The sequence below is a fragment of the Alteromonas aestuariivivens genome, from assembly GCF_003367475.1.
Taxonomy (GTDB): domain Bacteria; phylum Pseudomonadota; class Gammaproteobacteria; order Enterobacterales; family Alteromonadaceae; genus Alteromonas; species Alteromonas aestuariivivens.
In genome coordinates, this window is the sequence record NZ_QRHA01000003.1 from 14,575 (window position 1) to 30,471 (window position 15,897).

Below are 15,897 nucleotides of genomic sequence, written 5' to 3' on the forward strand. Positions count from 1 at the left end.
CAGATACCGCGGATCGGGAATGCAGTAATGCATTCCCGGGCCTCTATAATTACTCGCCTTTAGCAGCTTTAAAGGCTTCCGCCATCGCGTTAGCGAAACCAGCATCTTCCTGCTGATTAACTTTATCGATAGCTTCTTTTTCGTCAGCCTGGTCTTTTGCTTTCACAGACAGGTTAACAGTGCGATTCTTACGGTCTACGCCCATAAATTTCGCTTCGATGCTGTCGCCAACGTTAACCACTTCAGAAGCATCTTCTACACGGTCGCGAGACAAGTCTGCAACACGGATGTAGCCATCAACTTCTTCAGCCAGGTTTACGGTTACGCCTTTCGCGTCAACTGCGGTAACTGTACCAGTAACGATAGCACCTTTCTTGTTATCTGTCAGATACTTGTTGAAAGGATCTTCTTCGATTTGCTTAACGCCAAGAGAGATACGCTCACGCTCTGGATCGACCTGCAGAACCACGGCAGAGATTTCATCGCCTTTCTTGTATTCACGTACTGCTTCTTCACCGGATTTGTTCCAGGAAATGTCAGACAGGTGAACCAGGCCGTCGATGCCGCCGTCCAGGCCGATGAAGATACCGAAGTCAGTGATAGACTTGATCTTACCGGACACTTTGTCGCCTTTTTCGTGCGACTTGGCAAACTCTTCCCACGGGTTAGCGATACACTGTTTCAGACCCAGAGAAATACGACGACGCTCTTCGTCGATTTCCAGAACCATAACTTCAACGGTGTCACCCAGGTTAACAACCTTAGATGGGTGGATGTTTTTGTTGGTCCAGTCCATTTCAGAAACGTGTACCAGACCTTCAACACCGTCTTCGATTTCAACGAAGCAGCCGTAGTCAGTCAGGTTAGTAACCTGGCCAGTGATCTTGGTACCTTCCGGGTAACGCTGAGCAATTTCCTGCCATGGGTCGTTGCCCATTTGCTTCATACCCAGAGATACACGCTGCTTGTCTTTGTCAAACTTCAATACTTTAACGTTGATTTCATCACCGACGTTTACGATTTCACTTGGGTGCTTAACGCGCTTCCAAGCCATGTCAGTGATGTGCAGCAGACCGTCAACACCGCCCAGATCTACGAATGCACCGTAGTCAGTCAGGTTCTTAACGATACCTTTGATTTCGTGACCTTCTTCCAGGTTAGACAGCAGAGACTCACGCTCAGCGCTGCTTTCTGCTTCAATAACCGCACGACGTGAAACAACCACGTTGTTACGCTTGGCATCCAGCTTGATCACTTTAAATTCAAGCTCTTTGCCTTCCAGGTGAGTGGTGTCACGTACCGGACGAACGTCTACCAGAGAGCCTGGCAGGAACGCACGAACGTTGTTCACTTCAACAGTGAAACCGCCTTTCACTTTACCATTGATAACGCCCTTGATAGTGGCCTTATCTTCATAGGCTTTTTCCAGCTCAACCCAGGCTTCATGACGCTTGGCTTTTTCACGAGACAGGATGGTTTCACCGAAGCCATCTTCTACTGCGTCAAGTGCTACGTCTACAGTGTCACCGATTTCGATTTCCAGTTCGCCATCGGCATTTTTGAATTGGTCGGCTGGGATAGCACTTTCTGATTTCAAGCCCGCATCAACCAGAACGATGTCTTTGTCGATTGATACAACGGTACCCTTTACAATAGACCCTGGACGGGTTTCGAGTTCCTGGAGGCTTTCTTCAAAAAGTTGTGCAAAATTTTCAGTCATAAGGTTTAAATAGCATATAAGTTGACATCCACATTACAGTCCCGTTAATGTGGGGTTATTAAAATTTGAAGCCACGTCCTGTGACAACTAACTGCTCCGGTGCTATTAGACTCACGTCTTAAAGGCGAGAGGAAATAACTTCCATTGCCGTTTCAAACACTTGGGATATCTCCAAAGCGGTTGAATCTATAATTACAGCATCTTCAGCCGGCACCAAAGGGGCAACGGAACGCTGAGTATCACGCTCGTCTCTCGCCTTGATATCGGTTAAAAGGCGCGCAATATTAACATCCATCCCTTTTGCTTTCAACTGACTATAGCGACGTTCAGCCCGCGCTTCCGCGCTTGCTGTCAGGAATATTTTCACCACAGCATCGGGAAATACCACCGTGCCCATGTCTCTGCCGTCTGCAACCAGGCCGGGGGCCTGCTGAAATGCCCGCTGCCTTCTGAGCAACGCTTCACGGACCCGGGGTAATGCAGCAACCTTGGACGCCATACCACCCACCTGTTCAGTGCGAATATCATCGGTGACGTCTTCACCTTCAAGTACGATACGGGTTCCGTCCTTATCGGTTTCGAAGCTTACATCCAGGCCGGTTGCCAGAGGCACTATGGACTCTTCATCGTCTGCCGGGAGATCGTGGTGAAGTGCCGCAACGGCCAACACCCGGTAAATTGCCCCGCTGTCGAGAAAATGCCATCCCAGTTTCTCGGCCAGCAAACTACTGAGCGTTCCTTTACCTGCCCCACTGGGGCCGTCGACCGTAACTACGGGAATAGGATGCATAACTGCTCCAGTTATTTACAAATGATTAAAAAAACGCGCGCAATTATACGCATTCGGTATGGATTCGCAATGCCAGCAGGCCCTGGCATTGCGATCAGACTTAAGCACAGATGGTCTTAAAGCGGGTAAAATAATCCGGAAAGGTTTTCGCGGTGCAGCCAGGATCATTAATGGTAACCGGCGTATCGCTCAGACACACCAGTGAAAAACACATGGCTACACGATGATCATTATAGGTATCAATATCAACGTGCTTCAGTGTCTCGCTGGGCCACACTTTTATGTAATCTTCGCCTTCCTCAACCTCTGCTCCCAACTTCCTGAGTTCGGTTGCCATGGCATGCAAACGGTCAGTTTCCTTTACGCGCCAGTTGTATATATTGCGAATGGCGGTGGGCCCCTCGGCAAACAGTGCGGTGGTCGCAATGGTCATGGCGGCATCAGGAATGTGATTCATATCCATGTCCACCCCTTTAAGCGGTTGACCTGTCACCACCACACAATCATCAAACCACTCTACTTTGGCCCCCATGGCTTCGAGTACATCCGCAAAACGAATGTCACCCTGAATGGAGTTTTTGCCAATTCCGGTTACCTTGACTGAACCGCCTTTTATGGCGCCGGCGGCCAGAAAGTAGGATGCCGATGACGCATCACCTTCAACCATAAAACGCCCTGGTGAAACATACTTCTGCCCACCGCTTACCGCGAAGGATCGATAGTCATCGTTAGCTACTTCTACGCCAAATCTGGCCATAGTATCCAGGGTAATGTCGATGTAGGGTTTGGAAACCAGTTCACCCTTAATGCTGATGACTGAATCCCCTTCAAACAGAGGGGCTGCCATTAACACTGCGGTCAGAAATTGGCTTGAGACGCTGCCATCAACCTGAATGTCACCGCCTTTCAGACGTTGCCCTTTAATTTCAAGCGGCGGATAACCGTCATTTTTAAGGTACTCTATTGAAGCCCCCGCCTGGCGCAATGCATCTACCAGGTCTCCTATCGGGCGTTCTTCCATCCGCGGCTCACCAGTTAGAGTAACATCAACATCACTGGCGGCCAGCGCTGCGCAAAGCGGGCGCATTGCGGTACCGGCGTTGCCAAGAAACAATTCCAGTGGTTCAATGGACTTAAATGTACCCGCCAGCCCCTCTACAGTGCAAACCGTTTTGTCCTCGCTGAGTGAGTAATTCACACCCAGACTGGTTAGCGCCGCCAGCATGTGGCGGATATCATCGCTGTCCAGCAAATTGGTAAGGGTTGTCTTTCCTTCAGCCAACGCGGCCAAAAGTAGTGCCCGGTTAGACAGGCTCTTCGAACCCGGAACATTGACCTCACCTTCTATTTTAGCAACCGGTTGCAAGGTCAGTTGTGATGGTTGACTCATCCGTGTCTCCTTTCAAATTCAGCCATAAAATCCACCAGGGCCTGAACCCCTTCAATAGGCATGGCATTATAGATACTTGCGCGCATCCCACCGACAGACCGGTGACCTTTCAATGCCATGAGGCCAGCCTGCTTAGACTGTGCCAAAAATTCACTGTCCAAAGATGGATCTGTCAGCTGAAACGGCACATTCATTTTTGAACGGTTGTCAGTATGGATACTATTACGGTAAAAATCGCTGCTATCAATTGCGCTGTAAAGTAATTCTGCCTTGGCCTGATTGCGCGATGCCATTGCTGTAAGGCCACCCTGATTTATCAGCCACTTGAACACCAGTCCGGCGAGATACCAGGAGAACGTCGGAGGCGTGTTGTACATGCTGTCGTGTTTTGCCAACAACTCGTAGTCAAAGATTGATGGGGTTTCACGGCGAGCCTTGCCAATTAAATCGTCACGTACGATCACCACCGACAACCCTGAAGGCCCGATGTTTTTCTGCGCACCGGCATAGATCACCCCATAACGGCTGACATCAAGCGGCTGAGACAAAATGGTAGACGACATGTCTGCTACCAGAGGCACATTCCCGCTCTCGGGAAGCCAGTCAAATGCAATTCCATCTACCGTTTCGTTGGGGCAAAAGTGGCAATATGCCGCGTCGTCGAAAAACGCTTCTTCCGCTGGCGGTATAAACGCCGTTTTGCCATCCACCTGGGTAACCTCACCAATTACCTTGGCTTGATTGTACTTTTGTGCTTCTTCCACTGCACCTTGAGACCAGGAACCGGAAACCAGGTGCAATGAGGTATCCCCTGCCGCAGACAGGTTCAGGGGTACAGCGGCGAACTGACCTCGGCCACCGCCATGGGTAAACAGGACTTTATAGTTATCAGGCACGTCCAAAAGGGAGCGCAAGTCCGCTTCAGCCTGTTCAGCGACTTCAATAAAATCTGCACCGCGGTGGCTGACTTCCATGACAGAAGTACCGCCATCGCGCCAGTTCATGAATTCGTCCTGAGCCTGCTTCATTACTTCAGCTGGCAGCATGGCCGGCCCGGCACTAAAATTAAACACCTTATTCATTGGTTGATTCAACACCTGTAAACACAACAAGCGGCAAACGCCGCTTGTTCATCAAAGAATTTGCTTTGTCCCTTCCGGCATGAAGCCTTCAGGACTGGGCGCTACTCTTCTGTCGTAGGATTGTTGTAGCCCGGCGCACAGCGTCGGACGCCAACGATTTCCTATTCGGCGGTGTTTTCCCCGCCTTCTTCGTCACTTATTTCGATTTCGTCTTCAACTTCTTCGATACGTTGCAGACCAACCACGTGCTCGTTTTCACCAGTACGGATCAATCTTACACCCTGGGTGTTACGGCCAACCACCGAAACTTCATCCACACGGGTACGTACCAGAGTGCCCTGGTCGCTGATCAGCATGATCTCCTGGCCTTCCTCGACCTGGACCGCGCCAACCACTTTACCATTACGCTCGGAAACCTTAATGGAAACCACCCCCTGAGTCGCGCGACTCTTGGCCGGGTAATCTTCCAGCGGAGTACGCTTACCGAATCCGTTTTCGGTGGCTGTCAGAATTGGTCCCTGCCCGTTTGGAACGATCAAGGATACAACTTTCTGACCATCCTGCAGCCTGATTCCCCTCACACCAGTGGCTGTGCGACCCATTGGGCGTAATGCCAGCATTTCTTCACCGGTTTCCGGGTCACGCTTGATTTCTCCGGTTTCGGAATCTCTCAGTTTTTCGTTGAAACGAACCACTTTGCCGGCATCGGAGAACAGCATAATGTCATCGTCACCGTGAGTAATTGCAACACCGATCAGTTCGTCACCTTCATTCAGGTTTACAGCAATGATGCCGCTGGAGCGTGGACGCGAATAGAGACTCAGATCGGTTTTCTTAACCACACCGTTGGCCGTTGCCATCAGCACAAATTTGCCTTCTTCAAATTCTTTTATGGGAAGAATGGCGGTGATCCGCTCGTTCTGTTCAAGCGGAAGAATGTTTACGATTGGGCGGCCTCGGGCATTGCGGCTGGCAAATGGCAGTTGGTAAACCTTCAGCCAGTAGAGTCGGCCACGAGTAGAGAAACACAGAATATGATCATGGGTATTGGCTACCAGCAACCGCTCGATGAAATCTTCATCTTTCATCTTGGTCGCCGACTTTCCTTTACCACCCCGACGCTGCGCTTCATAATCAGTAAGCTTCTGGTATTTCACATAACCTTCGCGGGAGAGCGTAACAACCACATCTTCCTGCTCAATCAAATCTTCAATGTCGATATCGTGACTGGCTGCGGTGATTTCGGTGCGACGGGCATCGCCATATTCGTCACGGATCTTCTCCAGCTCTTCGCGGATCACTTCCATCAGACGAGACGGGCTGTTCAGAATATGCAGAAGCTCCGCAATCAGTTCCAGCAGTTCTTTGTATTCATCAAGGATCTTTTCATGTTCAAGACCAGTCAGCTTGTGCAGACGCAGGTCAAGAATTGCCTGGGCCTGTTGCTCGGTCAGGTAATATTTACCGTCACGAATCCCGAATTCCGGCATCAGCCAATCAGGGCGAGCAGCATCGTCACCAGCACGCTCCAGCATTTCTGCCACATCGCCCAGTTGCCAACCCTGCGCTACCAAGGCTTGCTTGGCTTCTGCCGGGCTCTGCGAGGCCTTGATCAAATCAATGATGGGATCGATGTTGGCCAGCGCAATGGCCAGACCTTCCAAAATATGGGCACGGTCCCGGGCTTTACGCAGTTCAAATACGGTACGACGGGTAACCACCTCACGGCGGTGCAGAATAAAGGCTTCAAGGGTTTCCTTAAGGTTAAATACCTTGGGCTGGCCGTTATCCAATGCCACCATATTAATCCCAAACACCGTTTGTAGCTGGGTATTGGCATAAAGATGGTTGAGCAGAACTTCCGCTGATTCGTTACGCTTGACTTCGACGACAATACGCATGCCATCTTTATCAGACTCGTCACGCAGAGCCGAAACGCCTTCAATACGCTTCTCTTTAACCAGGTCGGCTATCTTTTCAATCAGTCTGGCTTTATTAACCTGGTAAGGAATTTCGTGAACAACAATGGTTTCCTTGCCATTACTGTCGGTTTCAATTTCTGCCCGGGCACGCAGGTAAATTTTTCCCCGGCCGGTGCGGTATGCATCGTCGATTCCTTTACGGCCACTGATAAGAGCGGCAGTGGGGAAATCCGGGCCAGGAATGTATTCCATAAGACCATCAATACTGAGGTCCGGATCTTCGATAAGCGCGATACAGCCATTCACCACTTCGGTTAAATTGTGCGGCGGAATGTTGGTCGCCATACCAACGGCAATACCGGAGGATCCATTTACCAGCAGGTTAGGAACTCTGGTGGGTAATACTTCCGGGATTTGCTCTGTACCGTCATAGTTGGGCACAAAATCCACGGTTTCCTTGTCAAGATCTGCCAGCAGTTCGTGGGCAATTTTGGCCATGCGTACTTCGGTATAACGCATGGCAGCAGCAGAATCACCGTCAACCGAACCAAAGTTACCCTGCCCGTCAACCAGCATGTAGCGCAGTGAAAACGGTTGGGCCATACGAACAATGGTGTCGTACACAGCCGAGTCGCCATGCGGGTGATATTTACCGATAACATCCCCAACCACACGGGCTGATTTTTTATACGGCTTGTTGAAATCGTTCTTGAGCTCGTTCATGGCAAACAAAACGCGGCGGTGAACCGGCTTCAGGCCATCTCGTACATCGGGCAAGGCACGCCCAACAATAACGCTCATCGCGTAATCGAGGTAAGAATTCTTGAGTTCTTCCTCTATGTTTACGGGGAGAATTTCTTTAGCGTTATCAGTCATAAACTGCTAGGTCCCTTGTTCTCAGGTTGTCATGCGTTGTCATAGGGACAAAGCCCGCTATCGAAGCGATATAAGGGCGCGCACACTGTTATTATGGGGTCGTAAATAATCCCCGAGTGTAACACCGCATTAGCAATTTATGTAGCGCTTAATAAGCCCAATTTCGCTTTTACCGGCCAACCGCTGAATTTTTCACCAACTGACATCCCGAGGCCTTTTTTTCATGCCATTCGAACGCTAATTCAGGTATTTTAATGGCACGAAAACCAATCAGGCACTCAGAGCTACGTGGCTGTCACTATGAACAATGTAGATCATCAGGAAATCTCAAAATTCGCTGAACTGGCCTCTCGCTGGTGGGACCCGCAAGGGGAGTTTAAACCCCTTCACGCCATCAACCCTTTGCGGTTGGATTTTATTCAGCAGCACGCCGATGGACTGTTTGAAAAAAAAGTACTCGATATAGGATGTGGTGGTGGCATTCTGGCCGAATCCATGGCCAGAATGGGAGCGCAGGTCACCGGTATCGATATGGCCGAAGCCTCGCTCGAAGTTGCTCGACTGCACGGCCTGGAGAGTGGTGTTGACGTAAGCTACGAGTGCAGCACCGCTGAGTCTTTTGCTGCCCAGCACGCTGGTCAGTTCGATGTGGTTACCTGCATGGAAATGCTCGAACACGTGCCTGATCCAGGGTCGGTTGTGCAAGCCTGCGCACAACTGGTCAAGCCTGGCGGCCATGTGTTTTTCTCTACCCTTAACCGCAACATTAAGTCCTACCTGATGGGAATCGTCGGAGCCGAATACATTCTCAATCTTGTCCCTAAAGGCACACATCAACATGAGCGATTTATTAAGCCCTCAGAACTGATGGCCATGACCGATCAGGCCAACTTGTTAAACCGCCATATAACAGGTTTACACATGTCGCCAATGTCGCAAACCTTTTACCTTTCGGACCGAAATGTGGATGTGAACTACCTACTACATAGTGTGCCCGCTTAATATATTGGACACACTATGTAGTAGTTGATGATTATTCGTCCTGCTTAGATCCTGTATTTATATAAATGCGTTTTTTGGAACAAATAATTTTATATACGGATCCGATCGAAAAAATACCTTGCATTCGACTCATGGAAGGACAAATCGTGGCTTTTAGGTGAGTCACTACTAACCAAAGAAACAACCCGTTCTGACTGCTGGATTAACCACCAGATATTGGGTTGCAATAATCCATAAACCTCACTATCTTGTGGTAGGTCCAGCAAACGTGAACTTTCGGCGGAGCCCGCGGTAGCGTTTGATCTCCCGTAATGCAGTCAGGGATCGCGCAGGATCGTTGCCAAACCTTGGCAATTCCACAAGCAGTAAGAATTTTGTAGTTAAAATAACGATGGGCAAAGCCCACGCTAGCAGCGCTAACAGACAAACGGCCAGTACTAATGAATAACAACCTAACCGTCACCAAACGCAATGGTGAGAAAGAGCCCATTGACCTCGAAAAGATCCATAAAGTCATCACATGGGCTGCAAAGGGGCTTAAAAACGTCTCTGTTTCCCAGGTGGAAATCAAGGCTCACATCCAGTTTTATGATGGCATCAAAACCAGCGAAATCCACGAAACTTTGATTAAGTCCGCGGCCGATCTGATTTCAACAGAGGCGCCGGATTATCAGTATCTTGCTGCCCGCCTGGCTATATTCCATCTGCGCAAAAAAGCCTATGGCCAGTTTGAGCCACCGGTGTTGTATGATCACGTGAAGAAAATGGTCGCTCAGGGCAAGTACGATGAGCATCTGCTCAGTGATTACAGCGCTGAAGAATTTGCCGAGATGGAATCCTACATCGATCACTGGCGTGACATGAATTTCAGCTACGCCGCGGTAAAGCAGCTGGAAGGAAAATATCTGGTTCAAAACCGTGTAACCGGTGAAATCTACGAAAGTGCCCAGTTTCTGTATGTGCTGGTGGCAGCCTGTCTGTTTGCCAATTATCCCAAAACCACCCGAATGGACTATGTACGCCGTTTTTATGACGCTACATCACTGTTCAAGATTTCATTGCCGACGCCGATCATGTCCGGGGTACGTACCCCTACCCGTCAGTTCAGCTCCTGCGTTCTGATTGAAACCGGTGACAGCCTCGATTCCATCAATGCTACCGCCAGTGCCATAGTTAAGTACGTCAGTCAGCGTGCCGGTATTGGTGTGAACGCTGGCCGCATTCGTGCTCTGGGCAGCCCAATCCGCGGTGGTGAAGCTTTCCACACTGGCTGTATTCCGTTCTACAAGTATTTCCAGACAGCCGTGAAAAGCTGTTCACAGGGCGGTGTACGTGGTGGCGCAGCTACCCTGTTCTACCCATTGTGGCACTGGGAAGTTGAATCGCTGCTGGTATTGAAAAACAACCGTGGCGTCGAAGAGAACCGGGTCCGTCACTTGGATTATGGTGTCCAGTTCAACAAGCTGATGTATCAGCGCATGATGAAAGACGACTACATTACGCTGTTCAGTCCTTCTGATGTACCGGGTTTGTACGATGCATTCTTTGCCGACCAGGCGAAATTTGAAGAGCTTTACGTCAAGTACGAAAACGACGAGAGCATTCGCAAGAAGCGCATCAAAGCCATGGAGCTGTTCAGTCTGTTTATGCAGGAGCGTGCAAGTACAGGCCGTATATACCTGCAAAATGTGGATCACTGTAATACACACAGCCCGTTTGACCCTAAAGTGGCTCCGGTACGCCAGAGCAATCTGTGTCTGGAAATTGCCTTACCGACCAAGCCTCTCGAGCACGTTAACGACGAAAACGGCGAAATTGCCCTGTGCACCCTTTCGGCGTTTAACCTGGGCGCTATCAAGTCACTGGATGAACTGGAAGAGTTGTCCGATTTGGCGGTACGTGCTCTGGACAGCCTGCTGGATTACCAGGACTACCCGGTTCCCGCAGCCTATAACGCAACCATGGGGCGTCGTACGCTCGGCATAGGTGTAATCAACTTCGCTTATTATCTGGCGAAACACGGCGTGAAGTATTCCGATTTCAGCGCCAACGGGCTGATTCACAGAACATTTGAAGCCATTCAGTTTTATCTGCTTAAGGCTTCCAACAATCTGGCCAGAGAACAAGGTGCATGTCCGAAATTTAATGAAACCACCTACTCCCAAGGTATCCTGCCAATAGATACCTACAAAAAGGATTTGGACGCCATTTGTAATGAGCCACTCCAATACGATTGGGAAACCCTGCGTGCCGACATTCAGGCCCATGGGTTACGCAATTCAACATTGTCAGCTCTGATGCCGTCGGAAACATCGTCACAAATATCCAATGCCACCAACGGTATTGAGCCGCCACGTGGCCATATCAGCATCAAGTCGAGTAAAGATGGCGTCCTGAAGCAGGTTGTTCCTGAGTACGACACACTCAAGGAAAAGTATGAGTTGTTGTGGGATATCCCCTCGAATGACGGCTATCTGCAGCTGGTGGGTATCATGCAGAAGTTTATTGACCAGACAATTTCTGCCAATACCAGTTATGACCCGGGCAAATACGAAAACGGCAAGGTGCCGATGAAGCTGTTGCTTAAAGATTTGCTTACTGCGTACAAGTTGGGTGTTAAGACTCTGTACTATCATAACACCCGTGATGGCGCAGCTGACTCCAGTACGCTGGAGACCAAGCAACAGGAGGCCAAGCCTCTTGCTCAGGAAGCGGTAATTGTCGAAGACGACGACTGCGCTGGTGGAGCTTGCAAAATCTAAGTCCCTCAGGGCATACCCGGAAGTTTTCACCTTCCGGGTATTCGTTCTTCTTGCTCGGCTGTACTCTGGTACCCTATGCATTACAGAGATCAACGCATTTCGTTTTTAGTGATTTAAATCAGTATGAAATACACCACTTTTAATCAACAAAGTGTCAACCCGCTGGTTGAGCCCATGTTTTTCGGCAATCCGGTTAATGTAGCCCGGTATGACCAGCAGCGACACGCGATTTTTGAAAAACTGATCGAAAAACAAATCAGCTTTTTCTGGCGCCCGGAAGAAGTGGATGTCAGCCGCGATCGCGTTGACTTCCAAAAGCTGACCGAAGCCGAGCAGCACATCTTCATCTCAAACCTGAAGTATCAGACACTGCTGGATTCGGTCCAGGGTCGAAGCCCGAATATTGCCTTCCTGCCCATCATTTCCTTGCCGGAACTGGAAACCTGGGTAGAGACCTGGTCATTCTTTGAGACCATTCACTCCCGCTCATACACGCACATATTGCGTAACCTGTTCTCCGACCCCAGCGATATTTTTAAAGACATTGTCGTCAATGAAGAGATCAAGCGACGTGCATCAGACATCTCCGGTTACTATGACGAACTCATTTTCCTGACTCAGTTGTGGCAAACCCAGGGAGAAGGCGTTCACACCGTTGACGGCGAAACCTACACAGTTTCCCTGCGTGAGCTGAAAAAGAAACTGTACCTGTGCATGAACTCAGTAAATGCGCTGGAAGCCATTCGTTTCTATGTTTCATTTGCCTGTACCTTTGCGTTTGCAGAGCGCGAGCTGATGGAAGGTAATTCAAAGATCATTCGTCTGATTGCCCGCGACGAAAACCTGCATTTAACCTCAACTCAGCACATTCTGAATTTGTGGGCCAAGGGCAAGGACGACCCGGAAATGGCAGAAATTGCCGAGGAATGTAAAGAGCAGGCCCGGGATATATTCCTGTCAGCGGTTGAACAGGAAAAGCAATGGGCTGAGTACCTGTTCCAGAACGGCTCTATGATCGGTCTTAACAAAGAAATTCTGTGCCAGTATGTGGAATACATCGCCCATCAGCGTATGTCGGCAATTGGGCTGGATTCCGGGTTTGACGTCAAGAGCAACCCCCTGCCCTGGATGAACAACTATCTGAATTCCGACAACGTTCAGGTTGCTCCGCAGGAGTCTGAAATCAGTTCTTATCTGGTTGGCCAAATTGACTCTTCCGTCAGCGAAGACGATTTCGCCGATTTCGAGCTTTGATCCAAGTTTGAATGAAAAAACCTGACACCGCCTTTCACATTGAAGTTATCGATGTGAAAGGCACCCTGTCTGACCCGGACAAAACCCTGCTCGAGTCTCTGGAAGCCGCGGACGTCCAAATCCATTATCATTGCCGCGAAGGCTACTGTGGAGCCTGTCGCACCAAGCTGATAGCTGGAGAAGTAGATTACACCACAGATCCCCTTGCCTACATCGACGACGATGAGATCCTGCCCTGTTGCTGCATCGCATTGACCGATCTGAAGATCAAAGTTCCCTTGTAAGAACACAACCGTTATTTCGACGCTTCGGCCTTCCGCCGATTGATCACCAGACCAATTCCGCCCAGTATGCAAGCCGAAGCCAGTAACATCTGACCACTAATGACTTCACCTAAAAACACCCATCCCAGCAACATGGCAAGCACAGGCACACTAAGTTGCACTGTGGCTGCCTGTGACGCAGCAAGAAATTTTACCACCCGATACCAGATTGCGTAGCCCAGACCGGATGTCACAACTCCGGAAAGCAGTGCACAGGCGACCCCCATCGATTGCCAGTTAACCGGTTGTGCAAGCGCAAGATGTAAAACCACCGCCAGCGGAACAGTAAACAGAAAGTTTCCGGCCGTCATAGCCAGTGGCGCACCGGCAGCCCTGCCAAGTAATGAGTAAGCCCCCCAGCCAATTCCTGCCATGGTCATTAGCGCCGCGCTCGACATTGGTGGTGCACTCAGCCCCGGTAACAGCAACACCACCAGACCTGCAACTGCCGCCCCCAACCCCAGCCACTGCCACAAGCTGAAGCGTTCACCGTGAAAAAATCCCCAGACCAGCATGGTCAGCTGCACGCTACCGAACAGGATCAATGCTCCAGTACCGGTGGACATACTGATATAGGCAAACGAAAAACCACTAGCATACACAAAAAGCGCCACTGCCCCGGACAGCGAGCCAAATGAGAAAGCACGGATGCCATTCCAATACGTAAGTAAAAACAGCGTAAAAGCACCGCTGATAAGGCGAATGCTGGTAAAACTGGCCGGATCAATGCTGCCCTCAAGTAATGCCATACGGCACAGCAATGAGTTGGCGGCAAATGCGAGCATTGCCACCGACAACCAGAGTCCATTGGTTATATTACGCATTTCGGCTATTCACCAGATGTGACGTGAACACGTACCTGTTCGTTTTCATGAAAAGTTATGCCAGTAATCTAAACATAAAAAAAGCCGCTTTACTGCGGCTTTGTTAGATCATTTGCGAACTTACAGGGCAAGACCGAGACGTTCTGCGACTTCGATGTAAGTTTCGACAACGGAGCCCAGCCCCTGACGAAAACGGTCTTTGTCCATTTTTTTGCGGGTTTCCTTGTCCCACAGACGGCAACCGTCCGGCGTAAATTCGTCACCCAGCACGATATTGCCGGCAGCATCCACACCGAATTCCAGTTTGTAGTCCACCAGCATCATACCTGCTTCGTCGAACAATGCTTTCAGTACAGCATTCACCTTGAACGTCAGAGCTTTCATTTCGGCAATTTGCGCTTCGCTGGCCCATCCGAACGAAACAATATGATAATCGTTCACCATAGGGTCGTGGAGTGCGTCATTCTTGAGGAAAAACTCAAACACTGGCGGATCCAGCAATAACCCTTCTTCAACGCCCAGCCGACGTACCAGAGAACCGGCAGCCACGTTTCGAACTACGCATTCAACCGGGATCATATCCAGTTTCTTAACCAGCGACTCGGTATCAGAAACCAATGCTTCAACCTGGGTTGCAATGCCCGCATCTTCCAGTTTGGTCATAATAAAGTGATTGAACTTGTTGTTCACTTCACCCTTGCGATCCAGCTGTTCAATTTTCTGGCCGTCAAAAGCGGAGGTATCGTTACGAAAATGCAGGATCAATTTATCACTGTCATCCGTCAGATAAACCGTTTTTGCCTTACCGCGGTACAATTCTTCGCGTTTTTCCATGGTTACTCTCAAAAATTAAATATCAAGGTTGTCTTGCGACATTGCCTCTACGAAAGCGTCATAAATGTCGGCTACAACGTTGGGCTCAAAGGGTTTACTTTCATTATTCATAAAAGTGATCGAGGTTTTCTCACCCATCTTGCCAACCCGAAGCCGGTAATCATCCTGTTCAAGCAATTCTCCGTCATCGGAGAACCACCCCTTCCACCAACTCTCATCCGCACCGTTGTAGGTTACAAACAGCAAACCAGTGGATTTATCCAAATCTTTCACATCAAAACCAAGTTTCCTCAGCACCAGTAACAACCGGGGCCAGGCGATATCATAACCAGCGTTGACAATAAAGGCAGCAGCACCATCGCTGTCATAACCCAACTCGGTATTCAGCCCCTGGCGGATTTGTGCCAGACGACGGCTGTCTTCCAGCCGAATTTGGTACTCATAGTGATTGATAACCTTGTTCAGTACATCTACTTCTTCACGACGTTCCTGCATAGCCAGAAGGTCACTCTTGACGTCCTCGCCCAAGGTTTCCCTGTAGTCTTTCAACTCAGCATGCAGTGCCGCTGTTCGACCATGAGGCTTCACTTCCATAGAAAATTCAAAGCGGCGTTCAGTCTGATGGGTTTCATCGGAGAAATCATACCAGCTGGCATCTTCCCCCATATCCTGCACCATCCAGTCGGTAACAAGAACACCAGCTTCAGGATCGAAACTTTCCACTCCGATGCCCTGTTGTTCAAGGTAAGCCAACAAAGAATTCCAGATTGCCTGGTTCAGAGGCTGACTGTCATCAACCTGATCAAACCAGATTGTAGCGGACTGATTTCCATCTTCCACCCGTGATCCGGCAACCAGCGGCAACACCAGTGTAGGTGACTGCACGGAGAGCTCACGCCCAATCAGGGAATGATCAGCGCCAGCGCCCAACTGAGGTAATTCATAGTCACCGGAATAATCTGGACTGTGCAGGTCCGCCGGAACCTTCAGCACAGCTTGTTGCTCTGCTTTCAGATATTCATAACTGCCTGAAGCGGTTTTTCTTTCCATTTGGCTCGAACAGCCTGTAAGGGCCACAACCAGAAGGCCACTTACTAAAGCCAGGGATTTGTTCATTG

Annotated in this window: 12 protein-coding genes; 4 read left to right on the forward strand and 8 right to left on the reverse strand. The window is 49.7% G+C overall.

Features of this window, described 5'->3' with window-relative positions; all coding sequences use genetic code 11:
* Positions 1–49: 49 nt before the first annotated feature.
* From rpsA to gyrA, 5 genes are all read right to left on the reverse strand, one after another.
* Positions 50–1,720: a 30S ribosomal protein S1 gene (gene rpsA, locus DXV75_RS04495; RefSeq protein WP_115592208.1), complete on the reverse strand. Its 1,671-nt coding sequence runs from the start codon at positions 1,718–1,720 to the stop codon at positions 50–52.
* A gap of 118 nt (positions 1,721–1,838) precedes the next feature.
* The gene (gene cmk, locus DXV75_RS04500) at positions 1,839–2,510 is read right to left on the reverse strand and encodes a (d)CMP kinase (protein ID WP_115592209.1); all 672 of its coding nucleotides are present in this window, start codon (positions 2,508–2,510) and stop codon (positions 1,839–1,841) included.
* 100 nt (positions 2,511–2,610) lie between these two features.
* Positions 2,611–3,900: a 3-phosphoshikimate 1-carboxyvinyltransferase gene (gene aroA, locus DXV75_RS04505; protein ID WP_115592210.1), complete on the reverse strand. Its 1,290-nt coding sequence runs from the start codon at positions 3,898–3,900 to the stop codon at positions 2,611–2,613.
* A complete protein-coding gene (gene serC / locus DXV75_RS04510) occupies positions 3,897–4,982 on the reverse strand; it encodes a 3-phosphoserine/phosphohydroxythreonine transaminase (RefSeq protein WP_115592211.1) in 1,086 nt (361 codons plus the stop codon). The genes aroA and serC overlap by 4 nt, the downstream gene beginning before the upstream one ends.
* 161 nt (positions 4,983–5,143) lie before the next feature.
* Positions 5,144–7,780 carry a DNA topoisomerase (ATP-hydrolyzing) subunit A gene (gyrA, locus tag DXV75_RS04515; RefSeq protein WP_115592212.1) on the reverse strand — a complete coding sequence of 879 codons (2,637 nt, stop codon included), beginning with the start codon at positions 7,778–7,780 and terminating at the stop codon, positions 5,144–5,146.
* 300 nt (positions 7,781–8,080) lie between these two features.
* Here gyrA and ubiG point away from each other — a divergent pair, with 300 nt between their 5' ends.
* The 4 genes from ubiG (at position 8,081) to yfaE (ending at position 13,082) form a co-directional block, all read left to right on the forward strand.
* Entirely contained in the window at positions 8,081–8,782 is a 702-nt protein-coding gene (gene ubiG, locus DXV75_RS04520) for a bifunctional 2-polyprenyl-6-hydroxyphenol methylase/3-demethylubiquinol 3-O-methyltransferase UbiG (RefSeq protein ID WP_115592213.1), read from the forward strand.
* Between the two features lie 440 nt (positions 8,783–9,222).
* A complete protein-coding gene (nrdA, locus tag DXV75_RS04525) occupies positions 9,223–11,544 on the forward strand; it encodes a class 1a ribonucleoside-diphosphate reductase subunit alpha (RefSeq protein WP_115592214.1) in 2,322 nt (773 codons plus the stop codon).
* Positions 11,545–11,667: 123 nt separating this feature from the next.
* Positions 11,668–12,798, forward strand: a complete 1,131-nt coding sequence (nrdB, locus tag DXV75_RS04530) for a class Ia ribonucleoside-diphosphate reductase subunit beta (RefSeq protein ID WP_115592215.1) — start codon at positions 11,668–11,670, stop codon at positions 12,796–12,798.
* 11 nt (positions 12,799–12,809) lie between these two features.
* Complete coding sequence (gene yfaE, locus DXV75_RS04535) at positions 12,810–13,082, forward strand: class I ribonucleotide reductase maintenance protein YfaE (protein ID WP_115592216.1); 273 nt, start codon at positions 12,810–12,812, stop codon at positions 13,080–13,082.
* A gap of 11 nt (positions 13,083–13,093) precedes the next feature.
* On the opposite strand, the gene DXV75_RS04540 is transcribed toward yfaE, so the two are convergent.
* The 3 genes from DXV75_RS04540 to bamC form a co-directional block, all read right to left on the reverse strand.
* Positions 13,094–13,945 carry a DMT family transporter gene (locus tag DXV75_RS04540; RefSeq protein ID WP_115592217.1) on the reverse strand — a complete coding sequence of 284 codons (852 nt, stop codon included), beginning with the start codon at positions 13,943–13,945 and terminating at the stop codon, positions 13,094–13,096.
* Between the two features lie 120 nt (positions 13,946–14,065).
* Complete coding sequence (purC, locus tag DXV75_RS04545) at positions 14,066–14,779, reverse strand: phosphoribosylaminoimidazolesuccinocarboxamide synthase (protein WP_115592218.1); 714 nt, start codon at positions 14,777–14,779, stop codon at positions 14,066–14,068.
* Between the two features lie 15 nt (positions 14,780–14,794).
* Positions 14,795–15,895 (reverse strand): outer membrane protein assembly factor BamC, encoded by a 1,101-nt coding sequence (bamC, locus tag DXV75_RS04550; RefSeq protein ID WP_115592219.1) that lies wholly within the window; start codon positions 15,893–15,895, stop codon positions 14,795–14,797.
* Between the last annotated feature and the right edge of the window lie 2 nt (positions 15,896–15,897).